Below are 14027 nucleotides of genomic sequence, written 5' to 3' on the forward strand. Positions count from 1 at the left end.
GCTTGGCTCGAAGAGATTCCTCTGGCTCAAACTCGCCGTTCTCATTTTGAAAAAATGGCACATCGGAAGCGCGCGACCTGAATCGCCAGCGTTTCGCAATCGCCGCCAAGCGATCGATTTTTGAATTCGCCAACAGTATCAGTATCATGTAGTCGATCCTAACCCTTGGGATGACTCTCTTAGTCGATCGCGTTCTAGAGACAATAATCGAGTTCCCAAACAGCCCAAGCCATTCACCATTGCCGAATTCCAAGCGATCGTCAGTGCGTTTGTAAATCACCCCCAATACTCCCACTACACTGATTTTGTATTATTCCTCGCCAATTCAGCTTGCCGTCCTGGTGAAGCTGCTGGTTTGAGATGGAAGCATTTAGGGGTCGATCGATCCACTGCTTGGATCGGTGAATCGATCTCCAGAAGGAATCAGAAGGGTACGAAAACTGGGAAGGCTAGAACGATTCAACTCAACCCAGTACTCAAGCAGTTTTTAATCGCTCGCGACCAAAGGTTAAAGCCGCAACAAGATGACTTGGTGTTCCCTAGTCCCAAGGGTGTCGCCATCGACGACCACAATTTTTGTAATCGAGCTTGGAAAACTATTTTAACCAGTTGTCAGATCGAGTACCGAACGCCCTACAACTTGCGACATTCAGCTATTTCTCACGCCCTCGCGCAAGGTGCGAACCCAATCGCACTAGCAGAACAGACAGGACACGATAAGCGAGTTCTACTGTCAACCTATGCTCATGCGATCGATCGACAGGTCTTATTTGTAAGTATAAACGATCGCAATTCTGACGATTGATAGAAACTGAAATTGTCAAGTCTTTTCGATACAATCGCATCGATTTTTTACCAGAACGGGAAAGAAAATAAATAGCTGTTGCTATACCAGTAGATATGTACTATATTATACTTGTCAGCCTTGCCAAGCTTATTTGTGACTAACCCTTCCCGCAAGTAAAACAGCCAAAGCCGATAGTGACGATTGTCGCTAATTGTCAATAGTTAAAGATTAGACCTTAAAAAACCGTGGCGGTTCCGTCACTGCATCAGTGAACTAACTGTTTAATCCAGTTAATTCGACAAGTTATGCACTAGAAAAGAATTAATCGAAAGACAAAATTAAATTAAGTCTTCCGATTAAGACTAAAAAAGAAAACACCACTATTATCTCACGATTGTCATTGCTATGAAAACATCCTCCAGAGCCAAATCTCGCTGCTTCAAATTCCTTTCTGAGGCGGCAATCAGAGAAGAGCGTTTCGATATCTCTGCTTGGCACTCAGCCCAGTTAAGATCCAAGTTACCCAAGGGGATCTACTGGATTCAGCCAGTAGAAAGGGGGAAGATCCTCTGGAACCTAATCTTGTTAATCGATTACTTAACGTCTGGCGATCGACCAGACCATCAAATTTTAGTTGAAGAGTACCTGGCGACGTTGCCATCAGTGTGCTAAAACAATACCCCACTAGTAGATCTAAAAACTACTAGTGGGGTACTTACTATTACTCTGACAAATTCGCGTCCACAAATCCGAAATTAGTGTTTTTAAACTTGTGAAACCCTAATAGGATTTGTGTAATCTTGCGTTGCCACCCAATGCTCTGGGAGACAACCGGATGGTTGTTTTGTGCGAAAAGAATCAATAAGCATTAGATACATATCAACTAGTTGCACTCTGACTGGAAAATTAGACGAACATAAGTCTTGATATTATTAAAGAGAATATCTCATGAAGTACGACTATTCGATTCTGACAGACTACTTCCCCGAAAGTGTCATTGAAGAATTTTATGCTAGTGCGATCGATCCCCGACTGTGTTTGCTCAATGCTGAGTTTCTCAACGGCGATAAGGCAATTAGCGAACTGTTGGGAGAAATAAAGATCCACAATAACAACGGGACGTTAAAGAAGGGATATCGAGATACATACGCCTCGATCGTCGAACATGGCGGTATATCATACACTGGCATCAATATCGAACGCGATTGTATTGCTAGCTGTAATAGTTTCAAACCGCTCCAGCCGCGACTAGATAAAGAAGGTAAGCCAATTAAGTACGAGCATCCAGCGAAAAAGCCTTGTAAGGCATTCCTACCTGTAATCGATTGGGAAACATGGCAAGCGATCTCAGTGCGTGTAGGCGTGGCTTTACCCCCCGATCTAGTTACAAGGCAATGGCAATTAGTAGATATCGGCTCGGATGAATGGCGAGATGATTGCCAACGACTCAGCCTAGCATTTTTACAGTGGCTTCGAGATGATTCAACTATCCCTGTAACCACTACGGAAGGAGCAAAGAAGGCATTAAGTGGGATTAGCACTGGCGAGATTTGTATCTCGTTAACTGGGGTTTGGAATGGCTGTCCCGAACTGAATAAGGGTGAAAAGGATTACACATTAATTAACGATTTAAAGTTAATTTCTACCCCGAATAGAAGGATAAATATTGCATTTGACAAGGACAGCAAGCCTAAAACGATAAATATGGTTCGGGCTGCAACTAAAAGATTTGCTGGTCTATTAATAGCCGCAGATTGTCAAGTTTATTTAGCCGATTGGAGTAGCGATCGTGGTAAAGGCATTGACGATCTCATTTTTAACTGTGGAATTGAGGCATTCCATCAAGTTATCGATGGTGCCAAACAGTTTGAGACAGCGGCAATAGATGATGAAGCCTACGGCTCCAAAAAGCCACTCAAGTCAGTTGCAGAGCGGTTGTTAGAGATCGGCAGAACTGCTACTTACTTCCAAACTCCCGATCGAGTTGCTTATGCCGATATCGCGATTGCTGGCAACCGTCACACCTATGCGGTTCGCTCCAGAGCTTTTAGAATGTGGCTCTCAGGTGAGTATTTTAATGTCGAGGGGAAAGGGATCGGCTCACAGACGATGCAAGATACGCTCTCAACCCTAGAAGCGATCGCTCTGTACGGACAGGATTCGGCAACTCGTGAAGTTCATCTTCGCATCGCCCAAGAGCGGGAGACGATTTATCTCGACTTGGGTACTCCAGACTGGAAGGCGATCGAGATCGATCCTACTGGCTGGCCCACGATCGACGATCCACCCGTGCGATTTTGGCGACCAGATTCGCTACGTCCGCTCCCTTATCCCGTCGTTGGGGGAAATCTGGCAGAATTACGGGAATTGCTCAATGTAGATGGCTCGGCATGGACTTTGATTATCACCTTCTTACTATTCTGCTTCTGTCCAAATAAAACCTATCCGGTATTAGTATTATCGGCACACCGAGGGAGCGGCAAGACCGTTGCCGCAGAAATGCTCAAAGGTTTAATCGATCCTGGCAAAGCCCCACTTATCAAGCTGCAAGGGGATACCCATAAGCTCGCAGTCTCGGCATCCCGTCGGCTATTGATGGTCTACGATAATGTGGGACATATTAGTGCAGACCAATCGGACGATTTATGTCGGATCGCGACTGGATTCGGCTACAGTACGCGCACTCTATTTAGCACTGATGAAGAGACGACCTTCGAGTTTGCGCGTCCCCAGATCGTCACAGCGATCGATTCTTTGGTGACTCGTGACGACTTAGCAGATCGAGTCCTGATGGTACAACTCGGTGAAATTAGCGAACAGCAGCGACTACCCCAGGCGGAATTAAATGCCAAGATCGAAGCAGCGCGTCCGCGTATTCTGGGGGCACTGTTGACGGCACTGAGCCAAACATTTGCAGCGTTACCCGACATTGAGCCAGATAAACTTCCTCGGATGGCTGACTATGCGCTCTTTGCGATCGCGAGTGAGACAGCGTTAGGACTCAATAAAGGTGAGTTTATGTCAGTCTTTAATGACAGTCGCGAACTGTCCAGACAAGTAGTAATTGAGTCTTCGCCTGTTGGGGAAGCGATTATCCGACTGATGGAACATCGTAAGGCATGGGAACCTTGGCAGGGGACAGCTTCAGAACTACTGAATGAATTGGAACACCATACGGATGAAGCTACCTATCGATCGAGATACTTCCCAAAAGCTGCCAATGTCCTCAAGCGGCAACTCAATCGACTGGCACCCGATCTCAAGGCATTAGGCATCGATGTTCGAGAGGCTCGAATTGGAAAAGTGGGAACTCGGCAGATCGTGTTAGAGAAATGTGTGATTTTATCGTCAGTATCGTCAGCCGAGTGTCAGCATTCGGAAAAAACTAGTCAGGATAACGATTGTAGGGCTGACGATATTTCAATGGCTGACGATAAAGTTGATGGTAAGGCTGACGATATTTTAACGGCTGACGATAAAGCTGACGATAAGAATGAAGATATCGTCAGCCATCGAAATACAGAACAGCAGCGGGTTTCGAGGTTGGCTGACGATGCTGACGATAAAAATCCCCCATCTACCTCTTCTAATCGATCGCTCCGATTCAAAATTGGGGATTTAGTCAGGTATAGCGGCTCCAGTGCCAATCTCAAGCGGCAATACGCCGGAAACCTGACAATTCGTGAGTTTAGTAAGTCGGGCGACTCGTATACTTGCCTCAAGCCTAATGGGAACCTGACGAGTTGGATCGAGTTTAACGATCTTGAGTTTGTGGCGGTTTGAGACTGGCGATTTGTGAGGGTATTAATCAAATAAAATCTAAGTGATATAATCTTAAAAGAAGCAGAATCAACAACTTGCGATGACCTCATCATCAGATATTCTTAAATTTTCTATGTCTACGATTGATAAATTTAAGAATCTATGGGAGCAGCAATATCCTCATCATGCAGAAGGTGGATTACAAGCGATCTCTGGATTTGAGCATCAATTTCTGCTAATGCTATTAAAGATCGTACATCTTTGGAAGAGATCGACCGATTCAGAACGTCAGAATTTAATAACAGCAACAAAAATTCAGACTGAAGCTATTTCAGATATTACCGAGTCAGATATAGATACTTTAACCTTTATACAGGTTAAGCGGACGCTATCTAACAGTACGCTGGATAAAGCACTAGAGGAGCTTTGGAATATTTTCAATCTTGCTTTAAATCATCACCCTAATTTGGTAGATAGTTTGAGATTTGTAGTCTCTGGCAAAATTGAAGCCTCAGTGAATTCTACTAATATCATTGCTGGCTGGGGAAGCAAAAAATATAAAGATCGAGTTCAGGATTTAACTCGTTTTAAGAAACATGTCAGTTACGAGCTTGTCTCTAATCCTAGAGAAGATTTAGCTGCTCAGTTAGGAACTCTCGGACTAGAAGAAAATTCAGAAACAACAATATCTCGTTGGTTGGGATATCTGCTCCAACTCGGTTCGGGGTTTTCTTCTGAAAGTATCAGTCGTTTAATCTGGAAAGAACTCATTCACGATCGCAGCTTAGAAGCATTTCAAGCGATAATCGCCAGATTGTTTAGTCTATCTCGTTACCGACTTGGTAACATTCGAGCAACTTTGGGCGATCGTGTTACTCTACCCATACCACAACTGTCAAATTTACAAACATCGATAGTTGACAATAAGATCTCACTCCTAATCGGCCCAACTGGTGCTGGGAAATCAGCCCTCTGTAAAATTGGTATCCAACAGCATTTTAAAGAGAGTTTTGACTGCTTATTTTTACAAGCCTCTGATATTTTTTCTTTTACTGAATCATCAGATGTAACTGCGAGGCGAGGGCTGAGAAGGCTTGACGAACTTTTAGTTGCTAGTGTCATTCAAAAACCAGTGCTAATTGTTATTGATGACTTAAGTGATGCAGACAATCTTCACATTGAGGCAGTTTTAAACCTTCTCCAAAATACCCTAATCGATAATGCTAAACCGACTAGCGTGCGGTTTATTCTAGTAGCACATCTAGATGCTAAACAGCGGATTAATGAAAAGGTTGCCGCTCGATTTGGCAACAACTTTGTATGTCCCACTATCAAGTTAGCACAGCTTCCAATTAGGGAACTTCAGTTATCTAGAGATCTACCCACTAGTATCATTAGTCTGATCGATCGACACCGCGAATTCGGGCCTGCTCTCAATCTCAAGTTAGTCGATTGGCTAGTTCGCAGCGATCGACAGGAGCAGCTTGATGTCTCTGTGTTCAGAAACGACTTGGATTTATTAACTTGGTTCTGGCACGATTGTATTCGAGATGGGCAAGATTTAAGTGATTCTAGTCAAGCATTGATTAAAATCGCTGGGGAACTGGCAACTAGATTTACGCCAGATCTTCTACTGTACTTCGATCCATCAATTAAAACCGAAACTTTACGGACGCTGGTACGAAGAGACTGTCTGCGAGTTATGAATGAGAGGCTTGCATTTACCCATCGCTTTGTAGGAGATTGTGCGAGGTTTCAATTTCTACGAGCAAACATTCGAGAAATTGAATGTCAACATCTAGTCGAATACCTTAAAAATCCTTTTTGGGTTCAACCCATTCGCTGGTTGATGTTGCAACTCGCGATGAACTCACCAGCAAGCGAAACTTGGGAAGAACTAATAATTGAGGCATTAGATGGTGAATATCTACAACTCTTGGATTTGTTGTTAGATGGTTCAATTCTGAGCAAGCAGCCAGGTACCCTTCTCGATCGATGTCCTCATCAAAGTTTGCCATTCATTATCGAACGTACGATCGCTCGTCTTTTAGCGATCGCGACAGATTTAGATCCTCTATATACAGAGATTTTACAGTCAGTTTCCCTCCCAGAGCGTATTGCCATTGAAGCAAAGGCAACGGGAATTCCAAAAGTAGATTTATGGGAACCTGTGTGGCGTTGGCTCCTAGCTCAAACTCCAGAGATCTTAATCGCAGAATCTTGCATATTTTTTAAAGCTGCTGAAGTTTGGCTGATCTGGTGTGTATATACCAAAAATTTTCCACTTCGATCTGAAGTTGCCAACTTCACCTTAGATTTAGCCCAAAGAGTATTATTGCCCGATCCCGATCCAGAAACATCACAAATCTCCCGCAATATCGATATATTTGAATTTATCGAACTCAAAGAGAAAGGATTAATACCTCAACCACAACTATCTAATCGAAAATATTATTACTTAGGTGATTTTGAGTCAAATGCTTTTGTATGTATAGTTCTTGCACTCAAAATTGTTCCAGAACGTTCGAGCTGGTTTCTAAGAGCATTAGCAGGGCGAGAAATCGTTCCTGCCAACAAACTAGAACCGACGGAAGTTTCTCGCTCGATCGCTATCCCTGGTATTGGGGTGTTAGCGGCTCCTCATCCAAGCGGCCCGCAAGCAACAGTAAATCGTCGGTTTCGTAAGTTCATGCTCGATCGAGGGGGACTATATCTCAACTGTGTAATGAGATTTTCTCCCGATCTTGGTGCTGAATTGTTGTTAGCTCTAACAATCAAACCACCTTCCTATCAGTATGAAGAGGAAGATAAAGATGATTCTTTGAATGATGATTGGCGAACATCGGGATCGCATGAGATTGATGTCTGCACTTTCAAGTTTACGCCGTTGCTATCGCTGCTGGAGCTAAATGAAGCTTTGGCAATAGATATAGTAGCAACTCTCTCCAAAGTAGCAACAGAATACTGGCATCAACATCGATGGTTAAAAGGTCGATTGGAAGGCTCGTTAGCAACTGATACTGATGGAATAACTATAATTTTTGATGGCGAGCGTAAGTTCCTTAAAGGTGGAAGACACGCATTATATTGGCATCGAAATTATCCTTTTTGTCCGAGCATTTTGCCTTGTTTGCTAATGACGTTAGAAGGTTGGCTGTATAGTCGTCCGACTCGATCGCAATTAGAACAGTCTATATCGCTAGTTTTTCAGTATGCCGATACAGTAGCGATGGTTGGAGTGCTTGTTTCATTAGCAAAATGCGATCTCAGACTATTAAGCGATCCTCTGTTGCCACTGCTTTCATCGATACAGTTGTTAGTGTGGCTGGAGTTAGAGCAAATCGATGGAGGTCAGAACTATGCCTTCGACTCAATTGGAGCGCAAAAACTCTTACCGCAAGAACGCCAAGAGTTATTTGACTTTCACAAGCTGCAATATCGCCATATTCATTTATTAGAAAAAGCACTTCAAATTTGGTTACATGAGATAATTATTGCCAACAAATCTCCTCTCATTTTAAATGATTGGGATGAATGCCAACTAGAGCTACTTCCAAAATCTAGCGAGCATCAAGCTTTAAAAATTAGAATCCTATTCGATCCAAGTAACTGGAATTTAATTCAACATGATAATAATAGCTTCTTTGATTTTATTGGAAGTTTCCCTAAGAACTCTGAAGTTGAATCTCAAGCTGAAATAGCTATGGCAAATCTTCAACATCTTGATATTTCGATGATTGCTAGACAAGTACTAGATGGAGAACAGGAGAAAACTTTAGAGCTACACGAGCGAATGATTTCTCTTTTAACTAGTGAAGCTCAGAGTAATTACTGGACAGAAGATGTCGATCTGCAACGTAGAGCAAATGGGTTTTGGGGTGCGATCGCCATTATATTGGAACCTCCATTCAACACTTTGAACCAAGAGCTACAAGCCGAAATAAACCATTTAGCTGAAGCTTCAATCGATTTTCCTATTGCTTTAGATCGCTTCAACCGTTGCCAGGTTTATAACTTAGATGCAAACGCATTTATAGCTCATGCTGCTCCTAGATTAATAAGAAATGTTCAATCTAATATTATCATTTGGAAAAACGCCATATTCCACTGCTTTATCGGAGTAAGCAATAGGAATACATCTGCTTTTATGAAATCGTGGTTAAAAGAGTATGGACTCGAACATCCCCTAACACCTCGGCTGATTAATCTTGCGCCTCGAATAGCTCGTCTTATATCGCTAACCCATTCGATTGCCTATGCAAAGCTCATTCAAAAAAATTCTCTGGATGACGGATATTACATAGTTCCTCGTCCTGAAGAAATTGACTACGAAGTCTGTCAACGGAGAAATCCTGAAATTGAAGCAGCTTGGTTAAATTTGCAGAATGGCTTTGTAGAAGGTAAGATTCCACCATCTTCGATCGTTGATACTGTTGATTGGATTCCAGATGTATTGATTCAGCAAATCCAACAGCTTCCTGACTGGTTACAAGAGCGATTTTTCCGATCTTCTTTAGACTGGGGATTTTTGGCGGCTGTATTAGTTCCCGTCCTGAAATTGAATATAGATAGCGATCGACATCGAGAAATAGTCGCATCTCTATGCGATCGAGTACTACAGACATTTCTCCATAAACGGGAAAATATCTACAAAGAGTATAAATCAAAACAAGATAGCGGTCGAAGTGATATAAATTTATCTATTTACAATCGGAAAGAGCAGCTTCTAGATGCAGTAATTTTATCTAAGTGTCTAAATCCTGTAGATCGAGTTAAAGAACTCATCGCTCGGCTCAAATCGATCGATTTGAGAGATTGTATACTGTTGGGGCATATCGTTGATACGCTGAGTTATTCCTTTATCGACTGTGAAAATCCAGATTTGGACTATATAGATCTAAAGGAGCAAATAGCTTTGATAATTGGTGACTATCTTTGTGAGTCGAACGATCGACAGGAAGCTAGTCTCAGAATTCTCGGCGATGATGTAGAAGTTTGGGAAAAATCGATCGAGTTGCTAACGAGGGAATCAAGAATTAAGGAAGATGCGGCTCGTGTCGATCGATCTCTCACACAATTCTTCGAGCGTTTTCAGGATGTTTTGTTTCCTTGGCGGGGAATTAGAGAACAGCTTTATCGGATCGGTCAAACTGTGGGTTATCAACAGCTCCGACGTAGCCTCTTTAAGGCGATCGTTCGACATCAGGAGCTATTGAGCAATTATAGAGATGATGAAAATAAGCTTCTAGTTCGAGTTCTCGCTGGATTATGGGATTCCGATCGTCAATGGATTGTAAGTAAACAGTCTCGACTTCAAGATTTGAGAAAAATACTGGAACCATTGCAAGAACTTGATGTGGCGGGAGCAAGGATTCTTGCAGATCGGGTAGCTAGTTCTCTAAGCAATCCTTCTACTTAAACTGATTTGATTTTTACGGAGAGATTTACAATTCTCATTACTTGCTCGATCGTTAGTAAGTATACACCTGGAAACGAGCCAGAGAAACCACTTACAGCCCGCGATGTATTCCCCGCTAGCTTTTCTCCCAGCTTTAGGATTTGAGTGCTTTCGATCGACAGTTGTGTAATAATGTCGGTAATAGTGAATATTTACCTACGTTATTCATGGATTCAAATCGGAGCGTTGATGCAGCTTCTCCAATAGAGCAACGAATTCTCAATCTCGCCAAATCTCAAAGTACGATTCGGACTCGCGACGCGATCGCGGGTGGCATTCATCCAGAAGATCTGCGTCGCTTGGTAGATCGAGGCATTCTATTCAAATCTGGTCGGGGGATGTACACTTACATTGATGCCCAACTCACCGAACATCACAGTCTCGCCGTTGCCAGTCAGCGGGTGGAGCATGGGGTAATTTGTCTGCTCTCAGCCCTCCAGTATCACGGCATCGGGACGCAAGCACCCTTTGAAGTCTGGGTGGCGATCGACGTTCATGCCCGCCGTCCTAATTCAGATGTACTATCACTGCGTCCGGTCTATATGTCGGGATTAGCTCTGAGTGCGGGGATTGAAACTCACGCGATCGAGGGAACAAGAGTGCAAATATTCACTCCAGCCAAAACGATTGTCGATTGTTTTAAGTATCGCCACAAGATCGGGCTAGACATAGCTCTTGAAGCTCTACGGGAAAGCTGGGAGTCTCGCCGCTGCTCGATGGATGAATTGTGGGAATACTCCAAAATTTGTCGGATGAGTAAAGTGATGCGTCCTTACCTGGAATGCCTATCATGAACCAGCCGCGACATCTAGCCGCTTCAGTCCGCCAGCGGTTGTTAAACCTCGCAATCGCCCAGAAAGAGGACTTCAATCTGGTTCTAACTCGCTATGGAATCGAACGATTGTTGTACCGATTACACTGCTCTGTTGCTGGAGAGCGGTTTATCCTCAAAGGGGCGATGTTGTTCGTTCTCTGGAGCGATACGCCCCACCGGACGACTAAAGATGTCGATCTATTATGTCGGGGAGATAATTCAATCGCGGAAATAGAAGCCGTCTTTCGAGCGGTTTGTCAGGCGGATATCGTCCCAGATGGATTGGAATTCGACATATCGACGGTAAAAGGTGAAGTAATCAAAGCAGATCGAGAGTACCCAGGCGTGAGGATTCGGCTCACCGCGTTCATCGCAGGTACGCCGACGCGGATTAATTTACAGATCGATGTGGGATTTGGCGATATCGTTACTCCCGCAGCGCAACTGATAAGTTTGCCCGCACTCCTAGCGGATCTACCCGCACCTCAGTTGTATGCCTACAACCGCGAGACTGTCATCGCTGAAAAGTTTGAGGCGATGGTGCTGCTGGGAATCGGAAATACACGAATGAAGGATTTCTACGATCTGTGGTATTTATCCCAACATTTCACTTTTGAGGGGAATCTGCTCGGTCGAGCCATTGCTGCCACATTTGAGCGTCGCCGTACTCCCATCCCGACCGATACCCCGTTAGCCTTGAAGAGTGAGTTTGCCGATGATGAAACGAAACAGCGGCAATGGATGGCTTTCGTGCGAAAGGGGAAACTTACAGGTGAGGGCTTGGTTTTGAGCCAAATCCGATCGATTCTCCATGATTTTTTGATGCCTCCGACAATTGCGCTCGGTGAGGGAGTTGAGTTCAATCGCGTTTGGTCGTCAGCTCTGGGTTGGCAAATTGTTTAAATCGGTTATCAACGAACAGGATTGGTGTCAAGCTCATCTTCCCTAGATGTCAGCGTCCCGACATCTCCACCATGAGTAGGAACTTTTACACTTCCACCATGAGTAGGAACCTTAACACTTTCTTGCTTCTCCAATTCATCCTTTCTTTCGTTTACATTATCTAGCAACGGCTCAACCTTTACCTGCAAAACGCTTCGCTCATCAACTCCATGTTGTTTTTGAGCCTTCAATATTGCCTGTCGCCGATCTAAATCCGAGAGTAATTCGCGGGGATTGCGATTACTCATCGATTCCATCACCATCGATCGCAGATTATCTGGTGAATCGGTAAAAATTTTCAGTTCGCTCTTAGCTCGACTGGCTGCGACATAAAAACTTTCCGAGTTCTGCACCCCATCAGCCGCGACAAGCACCAGATCGCTAGTTTTTCCCTGGCTGCCATATATCGTCGTAGCAATTGCCAGATCGATCGCTTCGGTTCTACCGTCACGGTATTTAAGGTTCGCCAGATGCTCGACTGTGGACTCGATCTCGAATTCCTGTCCGTTGCGTCGCTGTAACTGTGCATCGTTTTTACTCCAGCGCAGCCGATCTCCGACTGCTACACCGATCGATTCCTCGCGATAGTGGGCTTTGTCGAAATTCAAATCTGTGACGAGGCGTTCGCCATCAGGGGATCTCAAGACAAGGCAATCGGCTTCTTTGTCAGCAACTACATAACTTTGCCCTTTTACCAGTTGGTTGTAATTGTGAATCGGGACGACAATATCGCCGACACTGTAATTATGAGCGTAGCAGTTTTCAACCTTGGTAAATTTATAATCTACCAATTGCCGAGTCGGGATGTCTGGGCCGATCGATCCACTGGCTCTCAATCCTTCACGGATCGCTGTTGTAATCTCCCGTCGCTTATCGTTAGTTCCCGATACGATTAATGTTTTAGCTCTCTGTGCGGGGCTGAGGGCTAAATACTCAGCGGCAATTTTAATAGCGATCTCATCTTTAGCAACTGTGACGATACTATTATTTTGCTCTAACAGTGCAAAACCGCGATCGATCTCGCCATCGGCAAGAGCATCTACCGCAGCTTTGAGATTTGGGTCTTTTTGGCGGAGCGATACCGTGAGTCGGGCGGTGGCCATTCCCGCTGCTTGTAACGATCTAAAGGGATTCCCTGCCGCCACTGACGATAGCTGGCGGGTATCACCAACAAGTAATACTCGTGCGTTCTCTTTTTTGGCTCTAGATAATAGTGCCAGCGCATCATCGGCACTCAATAAACCCGCTTCATCAACAATCCACAATTCATCTTTACTCGGCAGTTCCTCGCGACTACAGAGTTTTCTTGCTACTGTCTGGGCCTCGATCCCTAATTCATCACTTAACACTTTGGCAGCTTCGGCACTGGGGGCAAATCCTTTCACTTCGACTTCATTTAAGTTGGCAAGTTGTTTGAGTTCGGCAAGGGCGGATGTTTTTCCCGCGCCAGCGACACCCTGCCACGCAATTACTCGATCTGCGGTCGTGGCGGCTAGCCCGATCGCTTGTCGCTGTCCAGCGTTGAGTGTGGTATTTTGCAGATAGTCTGCTACACGACTCGAACTGGCGATCGGTGCTGTTTCGGCTTTTGTGCCTCGCATCAGCGAGATCGTCCGATCCTCACGCACCAAGGCGTTGTAAGTGGTGTAGTTGCCATCGAGTTTAATTAAATCCAGTCGATCGTCGCACAGAGAGCTAATTTCGGTAATATCGATCGGCAACCGTTGGGCGATGATGAATTTCTCGATATCTTCGACTCTAAAGTCAACACTCCGCTCGGAACAGTGAACGATCGCATCTTCAATGTAGCGATCCTTGGTGGCTGTGGTGGTATTCCGTTCTACTTTTAGCAATCCCGATCGCACGATTTCGATACCTAAATCCGCCGCTTCCTGCTGCCATCGTGCTTTTAGCTCCGATTGGGGAATACGCTCTTTATGCTTGCGGGTACGCTGCCAACTTTCTTCACGAGTCTGCCAGGTGCTATTACCTGGGCACTCAGAGAGGATCTGCATTCGCCGCTTGCTAAAATCCTCTAGATGCTCTCGATCGTACCCGACAATCTCAAACTGTCCGTGGGGGCGATATTCGATTTCATAGCCCAGTCGTTCGACTTGGGCTGCTAGGTGTAGCGACCCGCAATCATAGTGCGATTCGTTGTAAGTGAATCACGGTCAAGTCCGTAAATAACCTTACCAAGCTGGCTACCAGACATGTAGCACTTCAAGGCTTGAACTGTCCGATTGATGAAGGTGCAAGTCCTT

The 14027-nt window shown here is 44.6% G+C and carries 7 protein-coding genes; 6 read left to right on the plus strand and 1 reads right to left on the minus strand.

Annotated features, from left to right (window positions below; genetic code table 11):
• Positions 1-238: 238 nt before the first annotated feature.
• The 6 genes from ACEW9I_RS19690 (at position 239) to ACEW9I_RS19715 (ending at position 11724) form a co-directional block, all read left to right on the plus strand.
• Positions 239-805 carry a tyrosine-type recombinase/integrase gene (locus ACEW9I_RS19690; RefSeq protein ID WP_373542037.1) on the plus strand — a complete coding sequence of 189 codons (567 nt, stop codon included), beginning with the start codon at positions 239-241 and terminating at the stop codon, positions 803-805.
• Positions 806-1192: 387 nt separating this feature from the next.
• Entirely contained in the window at positions 1193-1459 is a 267-nt protein-coding gene (locus ACEW9I_RS19695; RefSeq protein ID WP_373542032.1) for a hypothetical protein, read from the plus strand.
• A gap of 276 nt (positions 1460-1735) precedes the next feature.
• A complete protein-coding gene (locus tag ACEW9I_RS19700; protein WP_373542033.1) occupies positions 1736-4570 on the plus strand; it encodes a DUF3854 domain-containing protein in 2835 nt (944 codons plus the stop codon).
• 112 nt (positions 4571-4682) lie between these two features.
• Entirely contained in the window at positions 4683-9968 is a 5286-nt protein-coding gene (locus tag ACEW9I_RS19705; RefSeq protein WP_373542034.1) for an ATP-binding protein, read from the plus strand.
• Between the two features lie 140 nt (positions 9969-10108).
• The gene (locus ACEW9I_RS19710; protein ID WP_373542035.1) at positions 10109-10801 is read left to right on the plus strand and encodes a type IV toxin-antitoxin system AbiEi family antitoxin domain-containing protein; all 693 of its coding nucleotides are present in this window, start codon (positions 10109-10111) and stop codon (positions 10799-10801) included.
• Positions 10798-11724: a nucleotidyl transferase AbiEii/AbiGii toxin family protein gene (locus ACEW9I_RS19715; protein ID WP_373542036.1), complete on the plus strand. Its 927-nt coding sequence runs from the start codon at positions 10798-10800 to the stop codon at positions 11722-11724. Before ACEW9I_RS19710 ends, ACEW9I_RS19715 begins: the two co-directional genes overlap by 4 nt.
• A gap of 8 nt (positions 11725-11732) precedes the next feature.
• Here the strand turns inward: ACEW9I_RS19715 and ACEW9I_RS19720 are convergent, their stop codons facing one another.
• Positions 11733-13868, minus strand: coding sequence for an AAA family ATPase (locus ACEW9I_RS19720; RefSeq protein WP_373542038.1), 2136 nt, complete (start codon positions 13866-13868; stop codon positions 11733-11735).
• Between the last annotated feature and the right edge of the window lie 159 nt (positions 13869-14027).

It is taken from the genome of Chamaesiphon sp. (genome assembly GCF_041738855.1).
In the GTDB taxonomy this organism is placed as follows: Bacteria; Cyanobacteriota; Cyanobacteriia; order Cyanobacteriales; family Chamaesiphonaceae; genus Chamaesiphon.